The organism is Streptomyces sp. NPDC091412 (assembly GCF_044756885.1).
Classification (GTDB): domain Bacteria; phylum Actinomycetota; class Actinomycetes; order Streptomycetales; family Streptomycetaceae; genus Streptomyces.
This window is the reverse complement of the sequence record NZ_JBIVTV010000020.1, coordinates 92,851-110,948: the sequence shown is the minus strand read 5'-3', so window position 1 is coordinate 110,948 and position 18,098 is coordinate 92,851. Positions and strand designations below refer to the sequence as shown.

Here is an 18,098-nt window from a genome sequence, read left to right as displayed (position 1 = left end):
GAGCTAACACAATGCCTGGACTCGCCTGTAGGTGATCACACAGCAGGCGAGCTTCAGGAACGCCTCGTGGATGTCGTCGCGGATCTCCCAGCGGATCCGTAGCCGTCGGAAGCCGTGGATCCACGCGTTCGTCCGCTCGACTACCCAGCGGACCGAGCCCAGGCCGGAGCCGTGCGGAACTCCGCGTCGGGCGATGACCGGCTTGATGCCGCGCTTCCACAGGAGCCGACGGTACTTGTCGAAGTCGTAGCCCCGGTCGGCGAACAACTGCCGCGGCCGGTGACGGGGGCGACCGGTCACTCCGCGGATCCGCGGGATCGCGTCGAGCAGGGGCAGCAACTGGGTGATGTCGTGGCGGTTGCCACCGGTCAGAGTGATGGCGAGCGGGGTGCCGCCTGCGTCGGTGATGACGTGGTGCTTCGCGCCGGGCCGGGCACGGTCGACCAGGCTCGGCCCGGTTTTGGGCCGCCCCGACGCGCCTGGTGGTGGGAGCCGTCGATCACCGCCCGGGACCGGTCCAGCTTCCCGGCACGGTGCAGCTCGGTCAGGGGCACCTGGTGCAGCCGGTCCCACACCCCGGCCTCGTGCCAGTCCCGCAGCCAGCGCCAGCACGTCATCCCGGACCCGAAGCCGAGCTCCTGCGGCAGCCACTCCCACTGGATCCCGGTGTGCAGCACGAACAGGATGCCCTGCAGGCAACCACGGTCGTCCAGTGGCAGCCGGCCGGGATGGCGCGGACGCCGCTGCCTGACCGGCAGCAACGGCTCGATCCGCCCCCACAGGTCATCCGGCACCATCCACGGAGGACCGTTCCCCTTCCCCATGACTCGTTCAACGAGCCAGCCAGAAAGGGGATATGGCTACGACCAGGCTTTCTATCAGGTGCTCTGACTCCCGCAGCTGACGGCCTGGAAAATATGGTGCGGTCGGCTGAGCTGGGGTGATAGGTAAGCGATGTGCCAGAGAGTCTTGAGTATTCCGCCCTGCTGCAACTGATCGACGAGCGGTCGGCCGCGTTCCGGAGTGCGGTTGCCGCCGCGCCCAGCCTTGACGCGCCGGTGCCGTCCTGCCCCGAGTGGACGTTGTTCGATCTGGTGCAGCACCTGGGTACGGGCCAGCGCTGGTGGGCCGCGATCGTCGCCGCGGGCCCGGCCGAGGCTCCGCCGGCCAAGGATGCCGCGGAGGTGCCGCGCGAGCTCGAGGCGCTGCTGGCCTGGTACGCCGAGTCGAACGAGCTGCTGCTGAGTGCGCTGCGCGAGGCCGGCCCGGAGCGCGAGTGCTGGGCGTGGTGGGGCGCCGGCGTGTCGCCGGCGAATGCCTGGGGCGTTGCCCGGCGCCGGGTGCACGAGGTGCTGGTGCACGCCTACGACGCCCAGCTCGCCGCAGGCGCCGTGCAGCCGATGCCGGCGGACGTCGCGATCGACGGCGTGGCCGAGTTTCTCGACACCTGCAACTCCACCCCGGCGGCCTGGCCGCACGAGGCCGCCACCATCCACTACCACGCCACCGAGGGCCGCTCCTGGCTCCTCGCGCTGGACGGCACCGGCGCCTGGCCCGCACCCCTCACGGACGACGCCGCGCCCGCCTCCGCTTCGGCCACGGGCACGGCCGAGCAGCTGCTCCTCTTCGTCTGGGGCCGCCTCACGCTGAGCGACCTGAAGATCGAGGGCGACCAGCAGGTGTTCGAGCAGCTGATCGCCTGGGAGCCCGAGGAGTAGCCAGTCAATACCGCCGGCGGACGGCCTCGATGACGTCCGCGCCGGTGAACATCGCGAACAGCTCCGCCTCCGCGCGGCGGACGGCCCGTACGGCCTCGTACAGCTCGGGCCCGAGCGCCTCCCGCAGCACTGCCGACTCAGCCAGGAAGGGGATATGGCTACGACCAGGCTTTCTGTTAGGTGCTCTGAGGGATTGGGGCGGAGCATGGTGGGCGGCGTTGGGGGGCGGGCCGCGATGTGGGTGGTGGCCGTGCCCAGCGGCTGCCCTCGGCCTGCGGGGTTGCTCGACCCGGAGCCGGTCGGGAATGCTGCGGACTCCAGTGCCGAGGCGCCGACTTGACCCCGACATCCCCCTATACGCCTCTCGCAGCTGATCCCAGAACCTAAAAAGGAGAGTGGGGCGGGCTGTGGCTGGCGGTCGGCGCGGCGGGGGATCGGCTGTCCTCAGGGCACTGTTGCGCGTCGGCGGGGACTCCGCGCTCCGTGCCAGGCCGGAGCCCGCAACGCCAGTGTGGGGAGAATGCTTCCCAACTGCGGCGTCAGCTGGGCGGTCCTTTCACAGAGGGGCGATCAGCGCCGCCGGGTGGGGGAAAGCATGGCGCTCGTGAGGAAGCTCCGGCCGCTTGCGGTGCTGGAGCGCAAAGCGCAGACCTGGCCCCAGGGTCCGCAGCTTTCCGGCACATCGCGCCAGGGGACACCGGTCACGGGACGGCCTTCAAGAGAGGCCCGAGGGAGACGGCTCCCCACCTCGCCGTCTCGGAGGACGCTCAGTCGAGACAGAACTCATTGCCCTCGATGTCCTGCATCACGATGCACGACTCATTGACGCCGTCGGCACGCAGCAGCCGCACGCGTACCGCGCCGAGCGCGACCAGCCGTGCGCACTCGGTCTCGAGTGTGGCGAGGCGCTCTTCACTCACGAGCCCGGTGCCGACCCGCACGCAAAGATGTAGCCGGTTCTTGACGACCTTGCCTTCGGGTACGCGCTGGAAGTACATTCGCGGGCCCACGCCTGAGGGGTCACTGCAGGCGAACGCTGAGCCCTGTCGCTCAGGCGGCAGCGAGCGATTGAATTCGTCCCACGTGGCAAACCCGTCCGGTGGCGGCGGTACGACGTACCCCAACACCTCGCACCAGAAGCGAGCGACGCGCTCAGGTTCCGCGCAGTCGAAGGTGACTTGGAACTGCTTGATCGACGGCATCGGCGCACCATAGCAGCGGGACGGGGGACGCTGTTGCTCATTTTCCGGTGAGGATCCGCATGTTGTCGGGGGAAGGCCCCTGCCGGCCGCTGCCGTGTGCCACCTCTGTTGTCAGTAGCTGTCGTCACACCATGAACCCTTCTCGGTAACGGCTCATGACGGTTTGTGATCTTGGATCAGGTGGTGCGTCCGTGCTCAATCTGGAGCAGGACGAGGGAGGCTCGGGCGATCCGGGTGATGGCCGCAGGGTCGAGGCTGACTCTACGCAGGGCCTTGAAGGTGACCTTCAGCAGGGCGTTGGCGCGCTCGGCGACGGCATGGACGCCCCGGATCACCGCATTGAACGCCCTGTCAGACTCGGCGAGTTCGCCGCTTTTGGGCTTCTTGACCGGGTGGCGGAGGCCGTCTGCGGCGTTCTCGTAGCCGAGGTCGGTCAGGGTGGGGACGCCCAGGGTGGCGGCCAGCCGGTTCAGGGCGTTGACCAGGCCGTGGGCGCGGGCGCAGGTGGTGTCGTGCTCGCGGCCCGGCCGGACCGGGGAGACCCACAGCGGCCAGCCGTCCGGGGCCGAGATGACCTGCACGTTCCCGCCATGATGCTTGTGTTTCCCAGACCACCAAAGATCGGCGCCGTTCGGGCCGGCGGCCCCGACACGGTCCGTGCGGATCACGGTGCCGTCCAGGTTCAGATGGGTGTACCCGGCCGCCGCGGCCCGCTCCAGCGCGGTGGACAGATCGGGCGCGTGGTCGGCGAGCACGGTCAGCCCCTCATGCAGGTAGCGGTACGCGGTCGGCACCGAGATGTCGTTGTCCCGGGCGAGCTGGACCAGCCGGGTGCCGTCGACGAACCAGCGCAGCACCAGCACCGCCTGCTTGAAGACGCCCAGCGTGCGGGTGCCCCTGCGGGTTCCGAGCCGCTTGCGGTGCCCGCGCAGCAGCTTCGCGAGATGCTCGGCGGTTGCCCTGCGGACATCGAGCACAGCGGTATAGGTGATACTGGACGTCACGTGGAGCCTCTGGTCGTACGGAACGCGATCTTCGCAGACCTGTTCCTACCAGGGGCTTCACCTCTGTCCGACACCAGGTCACCACCCCGCCGTTCGACGCATGATCACGCACCGCAACGGTCGCGTTGCCGAGGAGATCTCAATACCAGGGCTTCTCGCGAATCTGATGCTGAGTCAAGCCGTGGTCCTGGTCGGGAAGATCTCGGATCTGTCGGACGGGCGGCATACTCTGAGCCCCGTCCGCACTATCTGGGGGAGTCATGACAAGCAGGTTCACCGAGTTGGCCGTTGACTGCCACGATCCGGAGAGGCTCGCGGCCTTTTGGTGCGAGGTCCTGGACTTCGAGGTGATCGACCGGAGCAGGGGCAAGGTCGAGATCGGCTCCTGGGTGCCGACCGTCGAAGATGTTCGGGCCCGCCAGATGTCGCCCACTCTGCTGTTCATCCCGGTGCCCGAGGGCAAGAACGTGAAGAACCGGCTTCACCTCGACGTCAGCCCGATCGACGGCAGTACCGAGGACGAGGTGACCAGATTGCTCGGCCTCGGCGTCGGTCATGTCACGGCGCATGGCGAAGGGTATCGAGCCTTGGAGTGCGATCTCGGCTGAACCTCTGAACTGCCGCAGATCCGCTCAGGTCGCGGCAGAAGCGGACGCTATGCCGCCCGAGCACATCGCGGCAGACATCCGGTTACTTCGCAACGGTCAGCGGGCGGGATTGAGGAGCGCGTTCTTCCACCACTCAGGCGGCTCGCCATGCCACCAGACAATGCCCCTGCTGTCTGGCTCTGCGCCTTCGATCAGGCCGCCAGGAGGCTCGCCCAACTCGGCGTCGAGGATCTGGCCGACGACCCAGCTCACTGGCAAGTCGTCATCGATCCGGCGGCGCAGACCGATCGTGCCGTCTTCCCACCAGCCTTGATAGGCCACGCAGATCGTGTCTTCGCCCACAGTCCATGAGTCCAGGATTCGTAGATCGCCGTTCTCTTCGCTCGGGCGTGGAACGCCGGCCAGCACGGCCGCAAGGGCTTCCTCGGCTCGGGTCGGCGTAGGCATGGCGAGACCGTACCGCCGTGAAGGCTGCGGACGCTCCGGTCGCGGCATGTCCGGGCGCCCCGCGCACCGGAGGCTAGCGACGCCCCTTCGCATAGCGGCTCGGACTTCGTCGGCCTTCGGAGTGCGCGCCCCGCGCAGGTGCGTAGGGCGCGGGCAACCTCGACCAGGTCATCGGATCGCGCGTCGCCGAGGTAGTCGTTGACCCCGAGGTGTTCTGGCGTCCCCCGGTGAATTGGGCCGACGGGCCGCATCCGGCACGTTCCCGACCGGCATCGCGGTTGCACCTCAGCAGACAGCCCCGGCACGTGCCTGGGTGGCACGGGCCGGGGCTGGTTGGCCGAGGGTCAGCGGAGGGTTAGTTCGTGCCGCCGACCGTTACGTTCTGCTTGTTGTAGTTCTTGCCGTTGCCGTCGGGCTTGTAGTTCCGCTCGTAGTTGCCCGCGAGGTCCATGGAGAACCACTGGACCACGGTGTTCTTGTCGACCGTGATCTTCTCGGCGCCCTCGCGCATGCCCGCGGCGGCGAGCTTCGGCGAGTTCATCGTCGGGCGGCTGCCGTCGAGCGTGTAGTAGACGTTCGCCGGCTCGTCCACGGTGAAGGTGAACGTCGTCGAGGTGGCGGACGCGTCGGTCACCGCGAGCTTCGACGTGGGCTGCTGGTGGTCCTTGTCGTAGGCGCGGGCGACATCGAGGATGCCGATCTGGCCGTTGGAGAACTCCATGGCCTCCTCGTGGCCCTCGCTGAACGGGGGCTGGAAGCCGACCGCGTTGTACTTCTTGGTGGCCGGGTCGTAGAGGTCCGTGCCGACTTCGAAGTCCCAGCCGATGATGCCGTTGTTGTACCAGAACTCGTCGGCGCTGTTGCCGGCCGCCGAGTACAGCACGTCGACCACGGGGCCGGTGCGTCCCGGCTGGATGCCGGTGCCGCGCCAGTCCTGGACGGCGGACAGGATGTGGGTGGAGGCGTTCCAGAAGTAGTTCTCCGTGCCCATGTCCGTCCGCGGCAGCACCTCACGGCCGGCGGACTTGTACGCTCCCGGGGGCCACATGAAGTAGCCGCCGTAGGAGTGGGTGTTCATCGCGAACTTGATGTTCTTGAAGTTGTTCGCGAGCCACACCTCGTTGCGCGCTTCCGGCTCCGACAGCTCCGACGGACCTGAGTAGGTCTCGCCGGTGCAGCTGGTGCTGCCGCCGGTGTAGCCGTCGAAGCCACTGCCGACGGAGAAGTTGCGGTTGAGGTCGACGCCCCAGGAGTTGCGGCGTGCCGGGTCCGAGTTGTCCGCAGCGCAGTAGTTGACCATGTTCTTACGCTGCATGTTGTAGTCGTACATTGAGTAGTGGGCGCCGTCGGGGTTCATCGTCGGGATGATGAAGATGTCAAGGTCGTTCACCAGCTTCTTGGTGTTCGCGTCCCGCGCGTAGTTGCGCAGCAACCGTTCGGCGGTCTCCACGCAGGTGATCGGGGTCACCCACTCGCGCGCGTGCTCCTGGCAGTAGAGGAACACACCGGTCTTCGAGCCGTCCCGGTGCTTGCCGATCCGGATCGCCTTCATCTGGAACGGCTCACGCGAGACGCTCGCCGGCGCCTTGAGGCTGTCGGTCAGCGGGGTCGCCGGGGCCGCGGCCACCACACCGGTGCCATTGCTGGTCCGGTAGAGGCTGGCGGTCACCAGGGTCGACACCGCCGCGTTGGCGTTGATGGCGTTCACGACCTGGCCCGCGGTGCTGGTGATCGCGCCGGAGGCGTCCGTGGCCAGGTTGACCACGAATTCCTTGCCGTTGACCGCGACCGACAGCGGAGCGTTGGTCGTTCCCGGGTTCTTCAGCGTGATGCTGAGGTCGTTGCCGCCCTCACTGCCGTACGCCTTGGAGGTCACGTAGAACGTGCTCGCCAGTGCGGTCCCCGAACCCGTGCCGAACTGCGCCTGCGCCTGGCGGCGGTAGCCGTTCGTCTTGTGCGGGAGATTGATGATCTCCGAGATGTTCGGGAATTCCTTGGCGAGACCGACGATCCGGTCGGTGACCTCGGTCGGGTCCATGTAGTGGTCGACGAAGTCCGATACGTAGTTCGGGCTCGGTGCCTTGACCGGGTCGCCCAGCCACTTGGTCACCGGCACGGTGATCGTGCCGCCGCGGCTGCTGGTGACGGTGACCGTGGCGGGGGCCTCGGTGATGGCCAGCGGAGCGCTGAACCGGTGGTACATGTACTGGCCGGCGTCGGTGAAGCGGGACATCGTCGCCGTCCCGCCGGAGCCGGGCTCGGTGCCCTTGCCACTGTTCCAAGAGGCGGTGAGGACGGTCTGGGCGTCCGTCGCGCTGGACTTCACCTCGACCGACAGGAACCGCTGGTTGTTGAGGCTGGTGAACCACTCGGCGCGCAGAAGCGTGAGCGTGTCAGCCTCGGCCGCGTCGGCGGCCTCGATCGCGACCGCCTGCGAACGGGCGCGCATGTTCGCGTTGTAATCGCCCTGGTCCGAAATGGGGTTCTGGACGTCGAAGCCCTGGTCACGCAGGTTCTCGGTCTCATCAGGGCTGAGGACGGCGTGCACTTCGATGCCGTTGTCGACCGGCTTACTGTATTCGGCCAAATCGACACCCATGGCGTCAAGCTTGTCCACCCCCGACTTATCGGGGACGACGATGCGCATCAGTGCGACACCGTTCTGGGCGGTGCTGGAATCGCGGTCGGGTGTGACCGGTTGGCTCGTGGGGGCGCCGAGCGCCGGAAGGGCACTCATGGTGACCGCCAAGGGAATTGCGAGCAAGAGCGCGTAATGCCGCGCTCTTCGGGGACTCCTCATCGAGTTTCCTCCATCTGGCGCGCCCTCCCGAGACGGGGGTGTGAGTCGGGCGAGGCACCCAAGTTGTGGGAAGTCTGTTGGGAGAGGTAAAGCGCCGTCAAGATCTCCGCAACCCCAAATTGGGGCACTTCGCAACGGGGCTATTCAGGCCACCCCGCCGTCCGACGCATGATCACGCACCGCAACGGTCGCGTTGCCGAGGAGATCTCAATACCAGGGCTTCTCGCGAATCTGATGCTGAGTCAAGCCGTGGTCCTGGTCGGGAAGATCTCGGATTTGTCGGACGGGCGGCATACTCTGAGCCCCGTCCGCACTATCTGGGGGAGTCATGACAAGCAGGTTCACCGAGTTGGCCGTTGACTGCCACGATCCGGAGAGGCTCGCGGCCTTTTGGTGCGAGGTCCTGGACTTCGAGGTGATCGACCGGAGCAGGGGCAAGGTCGAGATCGGCTCCTGGGTGCCGACCGTCGAAGATGTTCGGGCCCGCCAGATGTCGCCCACTCTGCTGTTCATCCCGGTGCCCGAGGGCAAGAACGTGAAGAACCGGCTTCACCTCGACGTCAGCCCGATCGACGGCAGTACCGAGGACGAGGTGACCAGATTGCTCGGCCTCGGCGCCACCAGGACGGATGTGGGCCAGGGCTCAGACCGAAACTGGGTGGTCATGGCAGACCCCGAGGGCAACGAGTTCTGCGTCCTGCGCACCCTGGCACCGCAGAACTAGTGTCCTGAGTCGGGAATTCGCTTCGTAATCTGTCCGGGTGCGGCATTCGGGTCGGATTGCGAGGATGGGACGGCCGAAGGCCGAGCTGGTGCTGACCGATGATGAACGCGAGACGTTGACCCGCTGGGCCAGGCGCCGGACTTCTTCGCAGGCTCTGGCTCTGCGGTGTCGGATCGTGCTGGAGAGCGCAACTGGCCAGAGGAACAAGGACGTTGCGGCCCGTCTGGGTGTCGAGGCGCATACGGTCAGCCGTTGGCGGGCCCGGTTCGTGCGCGACCGGCTGGAGGGTCTGACCGACGAGCCTCGTCCGGGCGGGCCGAGGAAAATCACCGACGATCAGGTGGAAGAGGTGATCGTCAGGACGCTGGAGAGCACGCCGAGGGACGCCACGCACTGGTCGACGCGGGCGATGGCCAAGGAGGTGGGCCTGTCCCGGTCGGCGATCTCGCGGATCTGGCGGACCTTCGGCCTCAAGCCCCATCTGGTGGACACCTTCAAGCTCTCGAAGGACCAGCAGTTCATCGAGAAGGTCCGCGACGTGGTCGGGCTGTATCTGGCACCGCCCGAGCACGCGCTGGTGCTCTGCGTGGACGAGAAGACGCAGATCCAGGCTCTGGACCGGTCGGCGCCGGTGCTGCCGATGATGCCGGGCATGCCCGAGCGGCGCACCCACGACTACGTGCGCGGTGGCGTCACCACCCTGTTCGCCGCACTCAACGCCGCCACCGGCGAGGTCATCGGGCAGATCCACCGGCGTCACCGGGCCGTGGAGTTCAAGAAGTTCCTCGTCCGGATCGACAAGGAGGTGGCCGCCGGCCTGGACATGCACCTGATCTGTGACAATGCCTCCACCCACAAAACACCTGCCATCCAGCGATGGCTGGCCGCGCACCCCCGCTTCCACGTGCACTTCACGCCCACCAGCAGTTCCTGGCTCAACCAGGTCGAGCGGTGGTTCGGGCTGCTGACGGACAAGCAGATACGGCGAGGCGCCCACAAGAACGTCCAGGCCCTGGAGAAGGACATACGCAACTGGATCAAGATCTGGAACGAAGACCCGAAGCCCTTCGTCTGGACGAAGACCGCGGACGAGATCCTTGAACGCCTCGCCGGATATCTGAATCGAATTCCCGACTCAGGACACTAGTGTGATGCGCCGGAAATCGCGGGCTTAAGTCTGTAGTGTGTTGTCATGTCGCCAGGACCTCGTGCTGTTGAAGTCAGGCTGTCCGATGCGGAGTTCGCCGAGTTGTCGCGCTGGGTGGACGGGGCGGTGGGGCCTCGCCTTGTCGAGCGGGCCCGGATCATTCTGATGTGTGCCGACGGGGTGCCGAATACGCGTGTGGCTGCGGAGCTCAAGGTGACCACGGACACCGTGAGGAAGTGGCGTTCGCGGTTCGTTGCCCATCGGCTCGAAGGACTGACGGACAGGCCGCGGTCAGGCCGGCGCAAGGCAGCACTGGTGCTCAGCGAGGCCGAGCGACATCAGTTGATGCGTTGGGCGAGGCGCGCGAAGACCGCCCAGTTCCTGGCTTTGCGGGCCAGGATCGTGCTGCGGTGCGTGGAGGGTGGAACGAACAAGCAGGTGGCAGCCGAACTCGGTGTGAGTGAGCAGTCGGTGAACCGCTGGCGGGCCCGGTTCGTCAAGCGGCGGCTGGACGGACTGGTCGACGAACCGCGGCCGGGGCGGCCGCCGTCCATCCTGCTCGACCAGGTCGAGGACGTGGTCATCGCGACGCTGGAATCCACTCCTGGCCGGGACACACACTGGTCGCGGGCGTCCATGGCCGCCGGCACCGGGCTGTCGAAGTCCACCATCGGCCGGATCTGGAAACGGTTCGACCTCAAGCCGCACCTGCAGGATGCCTTCAAGCTCTCTACCGACCCGCAGTTCGTCGCGAAGGTCGTCGACGTCGTTGGCCTGTACCACAACCCGCCCGATAAGGCAGTGGTGTTATGCGTGGACGAGAAAGCCCAAATCCAGGCGCTGGACCGCTCGCAGCCTGTCCTGCCGATGATGCCGGGCATGCCCGAACGGCGCACCCACGACTATCTGCGGCACGGCATCACCAGCCTGTTCGCTGCCTTCAACATCGCCGATGGGACCGTCATCGGTGAACTGCACCGCCGCCACAGAGCCATCGAGTTCAAGAAGTTCCTGGTCACGATAGACAAGGCGGTTCCCGCCGGACTCGACGTGCACCTGGTGTGTGACAACTACGCAACCCACAACACCCCCGACATCAAAGCGTGGCTGGGCAAGCACCCACGCTTCCACGTCCATTTCACCCCGACCGGCTCCTCCTGGATCAACCAGGTCGAGCGGTGGTTCGGCCTGCTGACCGACAAACTCATCCGCCGCGGAGTCCACACCTCCGTGAAGGCGCTGGAGGACGACATCAGGGCCTGGATCGACTCGTGGAACGAGAACCCCAGGCCCTTCACCTGGACCAAGACCGCTGACGAGATCCTCAAATCCCTCACCGATTACCTCACCAAGGTCACTCCGCCAGCCACCGAGAACCAGCGAGAGACTTAAGCCCGCGATTTCCGGCGCATCACACTAGGCCGCGAGCGGGCACCCGCACCCCGTCACACACTGCAACCATCACGTAGGCCGGGAGTTCAACAAGCCAGGTATGGGGACGCCGTGCCGCCATGTCCTTCGCGTGTTTGGCGCTGAGCACCGTGCTGCGGCTGCCGCGGATGAGCAAGGCCGGGCAGTCGCCGGCGAGCCAGTCGTTCCAGTGATCCCCGTTGAGGTGCTGCTGTGAGGCGTTCATGTCCCTCGGGTCAAAGGCAAGGCCCCATCCGTCGGGGTACTCACGGACGGCGTCCAAGAGGTGGCTCGCCGACAGGCCGGTTTCTTCCAGCAGCTCGGCCCGGGTCGGTGCCCGGTGTGGCCAGGACAGGCTGAAGGACAGGTCGCCATCGACCTCGGCGCCGATGTCCTCGACGATCAATGCGTCCACAAGCCCGGGTAGCCGTGCCGCGAGCTGGTAGGCGTTGACGCCTCCCAGGGAGTGGCCGAGTACGACCGCGGCGTCGATCCCCAGATGTTCCAGTACGGCCGCAGCGTCCTCGACGTAGCAGGTGCGGGAGAAGTCGGGAGAGCTGTCGGAGCGGCCGTGTCCACGCTGGTCGAGCGCGATGACCCGCCAGGAGTCGCCCAGCGCCCGGGCCAGGCGCGTGAAGGTGCGGCCTTCTCCGAAGTGGCCGTGCAGGGCCAACAGAGGGCGACCCGATCCACCGAAGTCGAGAAAGGACAGGCGACGCCCAGCCGCCATCATGGCCGCGCGTTTCGGCTCGGGCGGGATCGTTGAGGTCATGGTCGTGAGTATGCGGGGATCCAGTTGCCCAAGGTCACGTGGTCTTCCACGACGCCTGAGCTCCACGGCAGGGTCAGGCCGGCAGTGATGGCAACGAGGTCCCGTTCAAGGCCGTTGATGAAGGTGTGCAGGCTGGGCAGGTCGTCGGCTCGGACCGCCTCGATCCACTCAGGGAGCCGTTCTCCCCGGAGCTGGGTGAGCATCTGCCCGCAAGGGCGGACGTGCCCGGGAAGGGCGTCCAGCTAGGGGCAGTGGGTCAGAACAGACTTGAGCTTCAGCCGCTCGTTCTCCGGAAGCGTCTCTGGGTGACTGAGGATCCAACCGGCAACAGTCCGGGGAGACGGCGGCCGACCACCCGGCACCGCGTTGCTGAAGTGGTGAAGGCATGCGCGGACAGCCCCGTACCCACCCGCTCTCTTACGAAGGTGTCGAATCGGTGGACGTGCTCACCCCCTGGGCTGGGTCGTCGATGCCGAGCCGGCGCTTTGTGTCCGCGGCGTGCGGCGCCCGGGCTCGCGGCGGCGGCGAGTGCCCCGGGGCGCCCGGCCGACGTCCTTGAACCGTGTCAGATGCGGGGCTGGCACCGGCCGCGGCGTCGGTCCAGAAGGTGCCGTGCCGGAGCGGCGCGCAGGCAGGCCCCGAGCGCGACGCACACGGCGGCCGTGCCATAAGCCCACGCCTGGAGGGGGAAGTCGGGCAGCAGCCGGCCGCCGAGGTAGAGGACGGTGCCGGCGACGGTGACGGTCAGCCACTCCCAGCGGCCGTCGAGGGCGACGAGACCGACGACGATCAGTGAGTACCAGGGGTAGTTGGGTGAGACCAGCAGCAAGGCCGTGCCGGTCAGCAACAGGGCACCGCGCCAGGGGCGAGCCGGGTCGCCGCGCCACCACACATGGAGGGCCGTCAGCGCGAGCAGCACGATGACGGTCACTTCTGCGGCGGCGTCCGGCAGCAGCAGCCGCAGCAGGGCGAAACGGTGCACGTCCCCGGGTTCGTACCCCTCCTCCTGGAGGTAGCCCGGCAGGTAGCCCAGGACGCCCGCGCCGGAGGCCATGACGTAGGGCAGGTAGGCGAGCACGACTGCAGCGAGCACCGCCAACACCAGGCGCAGCACTCGCCCCGGGCTGCGCTGCCCGGACAGAGCGCCGGGCAACGCCAGAACAGGCAGCAGTTTCACGGCGATCGCGGCGCCGAGAAGTGCGCCGCGGCGGGCCCCCGCGGTGGCGGTGCCGAGGGCGAGCACGGTGAGCAGGACGCCGAGGGTGTCGATGTGCGCGTTGTTGACCGCTTCGAAGGGGACGGCCGGACACCACCCCCACAGAGCGGTGCGGGCCGGGGCCCGGCGCGGGTCGCCGCGTCGGCGGCCCACGACGAGCAGGGCGGCGGTGGTGCCGAACGCCAGGACGGCGCCGCCTGCTTGGAGTGGCTTGTGGCGGCTGTCAGGTGGTGAGAGGACATGGACGGCGAAGAACCAGCCCTCGGCGACAGGCGGGTAGATGGTGGGGACGGTGGGGCGGTTGATGCGGACGCACAGGCCGCTGTCCGTACGGGTCAGTCCCCAGCCCTGACAGGAGCCTTCGGTGGGGAACAGCCACTGGTCGCGCAGCTTGGCGAGTTCAGGTGCGGCGGGCGGGTGGGCGTACGGGGAGATCCCGGCGGCCTGGACGCGGCCGTCCCAGGCGTAGCGGTACATGTCGTTGCTGGTGCGGGGCGGTGCGGCGAGCGCGGCCAGCGCCATGGCGGCCGCACCGGCCAGGACCAGTCCCGTCGCGGCTCGCTCCGGGGCCTTGCGCACGGCCCACACCGCGGCGGCGAACAGCGCCCAGGCGAGGGCGTATCCGGCCAGAAGGCGGCCGGGGTCACTCTGGTTGTCGCCCGCGCGAACGGTGTCGAGGACGACGGCGGTGAGTGCGGCCAGGAGGACCGCGCTGACGATGATGCTGACACGGGCCGAGGTGCGGTTCATGGGTGCGGCGGGCTGACTGGGCATCGGTTCGGGAGGTTGATGCCGCGAGGCGGCGGTATCACTCATGGGCGTTCGGGCCTTCCGGTGGCCGTGTCGCGCCGCCGTGACGCCCCGGCTGCGGGCGGTGCAGTTCCACGAACGGGCGGCCCTCGGCCGTCCACCGGCCGGTCAGGATCCAACCCGCGGCCTCGGCTGCACGCAGCAGGGCGGTGGTGCCGACGCGGGCCCAGGGGAAGGGGCGGCCGTGCCGGCCGTGGGCGTCCTCGACCCGGACGGTGAGGCGCTCGTCCACGTCGTGCGGTGCGGCCTCCGCGAGCAGGCGCCCGCCGGGCGGGACCACGGCACGGAGGCGGACCAGGAGGGCGACTGGGTCGCCGCCGATGCCGGCGTTGCCGTCCATCAACAAGACGGTGCCCCAGCGGCCTTCCCCCGGCAGGCGGTCGAACACGGACCGGCGCACGGCGACACCCCCGCGCTGGAGGGTACGGGCCACGGCGGACGGGCTGACGTCCACGCCGAGCGCCCGGATGCCCCTGGCAGCCAGCGCCGCCACCAGACGTCCCGGCCCGCAGCCGACGTCGAGAACGGAGTCGGTGCAACGGTGCAGAACGCCGGTGTCGGCGGCGTCGGGGGCAGCGCACCAGCGCTCGACGTCCAGCGGCAGCAGTTCCCCTTCTCCTCCGGCGCCGTGCGCAAGGACCGGTGGCGACAGGCGGCGTAGGAAGAGCGGGCCGCGCCCGGTGCGCAGGGCGTCGGCGTAGGGGTCGTCCGTCCACGGCTCGCCCAGTTCCGCTGAACCAAGCCGATCCGCGGGATACGGCCGCGCAGGAAGCGGGGCAGGCCACGCCACCACGGTCTGCGGATGCCGTCGGGCCGCGGTCCGCGTCGTCCACCCGGTGAGGGCAGGGTCCGTACCGCTCGTAGTGCCGCTCACCGACCGGCCTCCGCGAGCGAGTTCACGGTGGCGGCGAAGCGCGAGCCGGGTGGGCAGCAGGCGGCGACCGCGGCGGCGTCGGCGGCGGTGTCCACATCGCGCAGTTTCGGCAGGTCGCTCACGCTCAGCCCCGCCTGGACGAGTCGGCACCGCTGCATCGCCCCGGTGCGGTCGGTGGACATCGGCACGCCCCGTACGAGAGCCGCGGCGCGCGCCGGGGCCGCGAAACCCAGCGCCCAGAACCCACCGTCCGCAGCCGGACCGAACCAGGCGTCGTGGCCCTCGCGTCCGATGCCCGCGAGAAGGTCCGTGGTCAGTTGGGGGGTGTCCATGCCGACAAGGAGGGCCGGTCCGCGGTCGCAGTGGCCGAAGGCGGCCGCGATCCGCTCGTCCAGGCCGCCGGCCTCTTGGGGCACGATGTCGAAGCCGGGCGGCAACCAGGGACCGGGTGCACCGTCGAGAACGAGGACACGGCGCCGTGCGGGGGCCTCCAGCACCGTGTGCAGGGTGTCGGCGAGGGCGGCCTCGGCCAGAGCGGCCGCCTCCTGGGGCGTGTAGGGCGGGGTGAGTCGCGTCTTGACCCGCCCCGGGACGGGTTCCTTGGCGATGACCAGCAGCGTGGCCGGCCCCGTGACCGGGAGCCGGGCGCTCATCGTCCGGTTCCCCGGGTGGTCACCGCGGACACCGGGTCGGCGGCGGGACGCTCGGCGAGGACGGCTCGCATGTCCCGTACGGCCTGCCAGGTACCGCGCCAGGTGCCGGTGACCTTCGAGCGGCCCGTACGGGGCCGGTACGGCACATCCGTCTCCTCCACCCGCCAGCCTGCGTCGGCGGCGCGAACCACCATCTGCAGCGGGTAGCCGGAGCGCCGGTCGGTCAGGCCCAGGGCGAGCAGGGACTCGCGGCGGGCGGCGCGCATCGGGCCGAGGTCGTGCAGTCGTAGTCCGGTGCGCCGGCGGATCAGGCGGGCCAGCTCCACGTTGGCCAGACGGGCATGCAGGGGCCAGGCGCGGCGCGTGACAGGCCTGCGGCGACCCAGTACGAGGTCGGCGCAACCGTCGAGAACGGGCCCCGCGACGGCGGATAGAAGCGCCGGGTCGAGGGAGGCGTCGCAGTCGCAGAAGCAGACGACGTCGGCCGTGGCGGCGGCGAGGCCGGCGTGGCAGGCGGCGCCGAAGCCGCGACGCGGTTCGTGGACCACATGCGCCCCGAGGGCGCGGGCAATGTCCGCCGAGCCATCGGTGGAGCCGTTGTCGACGACGATCGCGCGCCAGTCAGACGGGACGCGGTCCAGGACCCACGGCAGGGCCTCCGCCTCGTCGAGGCAGGGAAGCACCACGTCCACAGGAGCAGGCGAAGAGGGAGATGTCTCGATCACCCCACTCACCCTACGAGGACGGAAGGGGCAAAAGGGATTTGACGATCTTACGGATCGCTGACGTCCACCGCCGCTCCCGCCGACGGCCGAAAGCCGGTGCGAGACTCGGTGGCGTGAAACGCGCACTCGTCGTGGACGACGCCCCCACCGTCTCCGAGGTCCCCCTGATCATCGGAGAGTCCGAACCGCTGGAGCACTTCCTGCGCAAGCCCGGGCAGGCGACGAGCCGAGAGGAGTTGATGCGCGGGGTGTGGGGAAGGGGAGTTCGGTGACCAGTCCACCATCACCGTCCACGGACGACGCCTGCGCGAGAAGATCGAGGACGCCCTGGCACGGCTACGGCTGATCAGCACCGTGTGGTGCAACGTCCCCGGCGGCTGCCGTTTCGAGGTCCGCCTGCCCGCCGCTGTCTGCGGAGCACACCGGGAGCCGGACCCACTCTGCGGGAGAAGCGGGGCCGGCCCTTCCTCCTTCGTCGGGGCCGACGCCGGCCGGGGGGAAACGTCAGCCCGCTCGCAGCGGGGCCGTCGCGAACTCCGTCATTCCGTCCACGAAGGCGACCTGCGGCTTCCAGCCCAGTTCGTCGCGCAGCCTGCGTGACGAGGCGGTGATGTGGCGGACGTCGCCGAGCCGGTACTCGCCCGTGACCACCGGCGCCCGCCCGCCATGCGCCTCGGCCAGGACGGCGGCCGTCTCCCCCACCGTGTGCGGCTCGCCGCTGCCGACGTTGTACGCCCGCGCGGTCCCCTCCGGCAGACCGGACAGACCGTCCAGGGCCGCGAGGTTGGCACCGGACACGTCCCGTACATGGACGAAGTCCCGCCGCTGGCCGCCGTCCTCGAACACGCGCGGCGCCTCGCCGCGCTCCAGAGCGGACCGGAACAGTGACGCGACGCCCGCGTACGGGGTGTCACGCGGCATCCCGGGCCCGTACACGTTGTGGTAGCGCAGTGCGGCCACCCGCCCGCCGACGGCGCGCGCCCACGCGCAGGCCAGGTGCTCCTGCGCGAGCTTGGTGGCGGCGTAGACGTTGCGCGGATCAAGCGGGGCGTCCTCGGTCACCAGGCCGGGGGCGAGCGGCTCACCGCACCTCGGGCAGGGCGGATCGAAGCGGCCCGCGTCGAGGTCCGCCACCTTGCGCGGCCCCGGCCGTACGACGCCATGCGACGGGCACTCGTAGCGGCCCTCTCCGTAGACCACCATCGAACTCGCCAGCACCAGACGACGCACCCCGGCCTCGGCCATGCCGGCCAGCACCACCGCGGTGCCCAGGTCGTTGCAGCCCACGTATGCGGGAGCGTCGCCGAAGTCCTTGCCGAGCCCGACCATCGCCGCCTGATGGCAGACGACGTCCACACCCTGAAGGGCCTCGGCCACAGCCGCCGCGTCGCGCACGTCCGCGTGTCTCCAGTCCACCCCGTCGGGGATGGGCGGGGACGTGCGGTGCGCGGCGGGCAACAGCGCGTCGAGCACGCGCACGCCGTGCCCGGCGCCGGTAAGGGCGGTGACGACGTGCGAGCCGATGAAGCCCGCGCCTCCGGTGACCAGGATCAACATGCCACCGACCGTACGGCCACGGGCCCTCCCGGCGACGGTACGACGCCGGATCGTCAGGGGTTCGTAAGCCTTCCCGCCACAGACCGAGCGTCGTCGGGTTGTGAGGCAGCCGGCGCCGGCAGGCCGTAGCCCACGGCGAAGCCGAGCATGGCCGACGGCCCCGAGGCCCGGCCCAGCTCGTCGCCGGCCGCGAACAGCCGCCCCACCACCTCGTGCACCTCGCCGCCCGCCACCGTCCCGGTGGAGATGCCCGCCACCGTGTCCAGCCCGGTGTAAGAGGCGGCGTAGCAGATGCGGCCCGCCCGGGCGAGTACGGTCAGGGCACCTTCGGCGTCGCGGCGCGGCCTGCCCCACAGCGGCACCAGCAGTCCGAGGGCCACGAGCCCGCCAAGCCCGACGCCGCTCACTTCCGCAGGTATGTAAGCCACCCG

Annotated in this window: 19 protein-coding genes; 6 read left to right on the top strand and 13 right to left on the bottom strand. The window is 69.1% G+C overall.

Going from position 1 to position 18,098, the window contains the following annotated elements:
* Positions 1-3: 3 nt before the first annotated feature.
* Positions 4-824 (bottom strand): IS5 family transposase gene (locus ACIQMV_RS32860; protein WP_402596881.1). Its coding sequence is split into 2 segments (ribosomal slippage): positions 4-489 and positions 492-824, totalling 819 coding nucleotides; the frame shifts between segments, so codons are not numbered across the junction.
* 132 nt (positions 825-956) lie between these two features.
* On the opposite strand from ACIQMV_RS32860, the gene ACIQMV_RS32855 reads away from it, so the two are divergent.
* Positions 957-1,718, top strand: coding sequence for a maleylpyruvate isomerase family mycothiol-dependent enzyme (locus tag ACIQMV_RS32855; protein ID WP_402596880.1), 762 nt, complete (start codon positions 957-959; stop codon positions 1,716-1,718).
* A gap of 4 nt (positions 1,719-1,722) precedes the next feature.
* Here ACIQMV_RS32855 and ACIQMV_RS32850 read toward each other — a convergent pair whose 3' ends face one another.
* From ACIQMV_RS32850 to ACIQMV_RS32840, 3 genes are all read right to left on the bottom strand, one after another.
* Positions 1,723-1,848 carry a hypothetical protein gene (locus tag ACIQMV_RS32850; protein WP_402596879.1) on the bottom strand — a complete coding sequence of 42 codons (126 nt, stop codon included), beginning with the start codon at positions 1,846-1,848 and terminating at the stop codon, positions 1,723-1,725.
* Between the two features lie 637 nt (positions 1,849-2,485).
* The gene (locus ACIQMV_RS32845; protein WP_402596878.1) at positions 2,486-2,920 is read right to left on the bottom strand and encodes a VOC family protein; all 435 of its coding nucleotides are present in this window, start codon (positions 2,918-2,920) and stop codon (positions 2,486-2,488) included.
* Positions 2,921-3,096: 176 nt separating this feature from the next.
* A complete protein-coding gene (locus ACIQMV_RS32840) occupies positions 3,097-3,924 on the bottom strand; it encodes a transposase family protein (RefSeq protein WP_402596877.1) in 828 nt (275 codons plus the stop codon).
* Between the two features lie 260 nt (positions 3,925-4,184).
* On the opposite strand from ACIQMV_RS32840, the gene ACIQMV_RS32835 reads away from it, so the two are divergent.
* Complete coding sequence (locus ACIQMV_RS32835; RefSeq protein WP_402596876.1) at positions 4,185-4,532, top strand: VOC family protein; 348 nt, start codon at positions 4,185-4,187, stop codon at positions 4,530-4,532.
* A gap of 96 nt (positions 4,533-4,628) precedes the next feature.
* Here ACIQMV_RS32835 and ACIQMV_RS32830 read toward each other — a convergent pair whose 3' ends face one another.
* Both ACIQMV_RS32830 and ACIQMV_RS32825 read right to left on the bottom strand, forming a co-directional pair.
* Complete coding sequence (locus ACIQMV_RS32830) at positions 4,629-4,979, bottom strand: hypothetical protein (RefSeq protein WP_402596875.1); 351 nt, start codon at positions 4,977-4,979, stop codon at positions 4,629-4,631.
* A 355-nt stretch (positions 4,980-5,334) separates the two neighbouring features.
* Entirely contained in the window at positions 5,335-7,578 is a 2,244-nt protein-coding gene (locus tag ACIQMV_RS32825; RefSeq protein WP_402596874.1) for a M14 family metallopeptidase, read from the bottom strand.
* Between the two features lie 529 nt (positions 7,579-8,107).
* Here ACIQMV_RS32825 and ACIQMV_RS32820 point away from each other — a divergent pair.
* From ACIQMV_RS32820 to ACIQMV_RS32810, 3 genes are all read left to right on the top strand, one after another.
* A complete protein-coding gene (locus tag ACIQMV_RS32820; protein ID WP_358730624.1) occupies positions 8,108-8,503 on the top strand; it encodes a VOC family protein in 396 nt (131 codons plus the stop codon).
* 64 nt (positions 8,504-8,567) lie between these two features.
* Positions 8,568-9,650, top strand: coding sequence for an IS630 family transposase (locus tag ACIQMV_RS32815; protein WP_402596873.1), 1,083 nt, complete (start codon positions 8,568-8,570; stop codon positions 9,648-9,650).
* 45 nt (positions 9,651-9,695) lie between these two features.
* Positions 9,696-11,042 (top strand): IS630 family transposase, encoded by a 1,347-nt coding sequence (locus ACIQMV_RS32810; RefSeq protein WP_402596872.1) that lies wholly within the window; start codon positions 9,696-9,698, stop codon positions 11,040-11,042.
* Positions 11,043-11,061: 19 nt separating this feature from the next.
* On the opposite strand, the gene ACIQMV_RS32805 is transcribed toward ACIQMV_RS32810, so the two are convergent.
* The 5 genes from ACIQMV_RS32805 to ACIQMV_RS32785 all read right to left on the bottom strand — a co-directional run bounded on the left by ACIQMV_RS32805 (position 11,062) and on the right by ACIQMV_RS32785 (position 16,077).
* Positions 11,062-11,832: an alpha/beta fold hydrolase gene (locus ACIQMV_RS32805; protein WP_402596871.1), complete on the bottom strand. Its 771-nt coding sequence runs from the start codon at positions 11,830-11,832 to the stop codon at positions 11,062-11,064.
* Between the two features lie 565 nt (positions 11,833-12,397).
* Positions 12,398-13,822 carry a glycosyltransferase 87 family protein gene (locus ACIQMV_RS32800; RefSeq protein WP_402596870.1) on the bottom strand — a complete coding sequence of 475 codons (1,425 nt, stop codon included), beginning with the start codon at positions 13,820-13,822 and terminating at the stop codon, positions 12,398-12,400.
* A gap of 34 nt (positions 13,823-13,856) precedes the next feature.
* The gene (locus ACIQMV_RS32795; protein ID WP_402596869.1) at positions 13,857-14,732 is read right to left on the bottom strand and encodes a methyltransferase domain-containing protein; all 876 of its coding nucleotides are present in this window, start codon (positions 14,730-14,732) and stop codon (positions 13,857-13,859) included.
* A complete protein-coding gene (locus tag ACIQMV_RS32790) occupies positions 14,729-15,385 on the bottom strand; it encodes a DUF2064 domain-containing protein (protein WP_402596868.1) in 657 nt (218 codons plus the stop codon). Before ACIQMV_RS32790 ends, ACIQMV_RS32795 begins: the two co-directional genes overlap by 4 nt.
* Positions 15,382-16,077, bottom strand: coding sequence for a glycosyltransferase family 2 protein (locus ACIQMV_RS32785; RefSeq protein WP_402596867.1), 696 nt, complete (start codon positions 16,075-16,077; stop codon positions 15,382-15,384). The genes ACIQMV_RS32790 and ACIQMV_RS32785 overlap by 4 nt, the downstream gene beginning before the upstream one ends.
* Before the next feature lie 146 nt (positions 16,078-16,223).
* Here ACIQMV_RS32785 and ACIQMV_RS32780 point away from each other — a divergent pair, with 146 nt between their 5' ends.
* Complete coding sequence (locus ACIQMV_RS32780) at positions 16,224-16,382, top strand: hypothetical protein (RefSeq protein WP_402596866.1); 159 nt, start codon at positions 16,224-16,226, stop codon at positions 16,380-16,382.
* Positions 16,383-16,614: 232 nt separating this feature from the next.
* Here ACIQMV_RS32780 and ACIQMV_RS32775 read toward each other — a convergent pair whose 3' ends face one another.
* Both ACIQMV_RS32775 and ACIQMV_RS32770 read right to left on the bottom strand, forming a co-directional pair.
* Complete coding sequence (locus tag ACIQMV_RS32775; protein ID WP_401782509.1) at positions 16,615-17,667, bottom strand: NAD-dependent epimerase/dehydratase family protein; 1,053 nt, start codon at positions 17,665-17,667, stop codon at positions 16,615-16,617.
* Positions 17,668-17,720: 53 nt separating this feature from the next.
* On the bottom strand, positions 17,721-18,074 hold the full coding sequence (locus tag ACIQMV_RS32770; protein WP_402596865.1) for a hypothetical protein: 354 nt from the start codon (positions 18,072-18,074) through the stop codon (positions 17,721-17,723).
* Positions 18,075-18,098 lie beyond the last annotated feature (24 nt).

What these genes read in the sequence shown, in the direction of transcription:
- ACIQMV_RS32845 (WP_402596878.1), bottom strand. Translation starts at nt 2,920, where the DNA reads ATGCCGTCGATCAAGCAGTTCCAAGTCACCTTCGACTGCGCGGAACCT.
- ACIQMV_RS32835 (WP_402596876.1), top strand. Translation starts at nt 4,185, where the DNA reads ATGACAAGCAGGTTCACCGAGTTGGCCGTTGACTGCCACGATCCGGAG.
- ACIQMV_RS32830 (WP_402596875.1), bottom strand. Translation starts at nt 4,979, where the DNA reads ATGCCTACGCCGACCCGAGCCGAGGAAGCCCTTGCGGCCGTGCTGGCC.
- ACIQMV_RS32825 (WP_402596874.1), bottom strand. Translation starts at nt 7,578, where the DNA reads ATGGGTGTCGATTTGGCCGAATACAGTAAGCCGGTCGACAACGGCATC.
- ACIQMV_RS32820 (WP_358730624.1), top strand. Translation starts at nt 8,108, where the DNA reads ATGACAAGCAGGTTCACCGAGTTGGCCGTTGACTGCCACGATCCGGAG.
- ACIQMV_RS32815 (WP_402596873.1), top strand. Translation starts at nt 8,568, where the DNA reads ATGGGACGGCCGAAGGCCGAGCTGGTGCTGACCGATGATGAACGCGAG.
- ACIQMV_RS32810 (WP_402596872.1), top strand. Translation starts at nt 9,696, where the DNA reads ATGTCGCCAGGACCTCGTGCTGTTGAAGTCAGGCTGTCCGATGCGGAG.
- ACIQMV_RS32805 (WP_402596871.1), bottom strand. Translation starts at nt 11,832, where the DNA reads ATGACCTCAACGATCCCGCCCGAGCCGAAACGCGCGGCCATGATGGCG.
- ACIQMV_RS32800 (WP_402596870.1), bottom strand. Translation starts at nt 13,822, where the DNA reads ATGCCCAGTCAGCCCGCCGCACCCATGAACCGCACCTCGGCCCGTGTC.
- ACIQMV_RS32790 (WP_402596868.1), bottom strand. Translation starts at nt 15,385, where the DNA reads ATGAGCGCCCGGCTCCCGGTCACGGGGCCGGCCACGCTGCTGGTCATC.
- ACIQMV_RS32775 (WP_401782509.1), bottom strand. Translation starts at nt 17,667, where the DNA reads ATGTTGATCCTGGTCACCGGAGGCGCGGGCTTCATCGGCTCGCACGTC.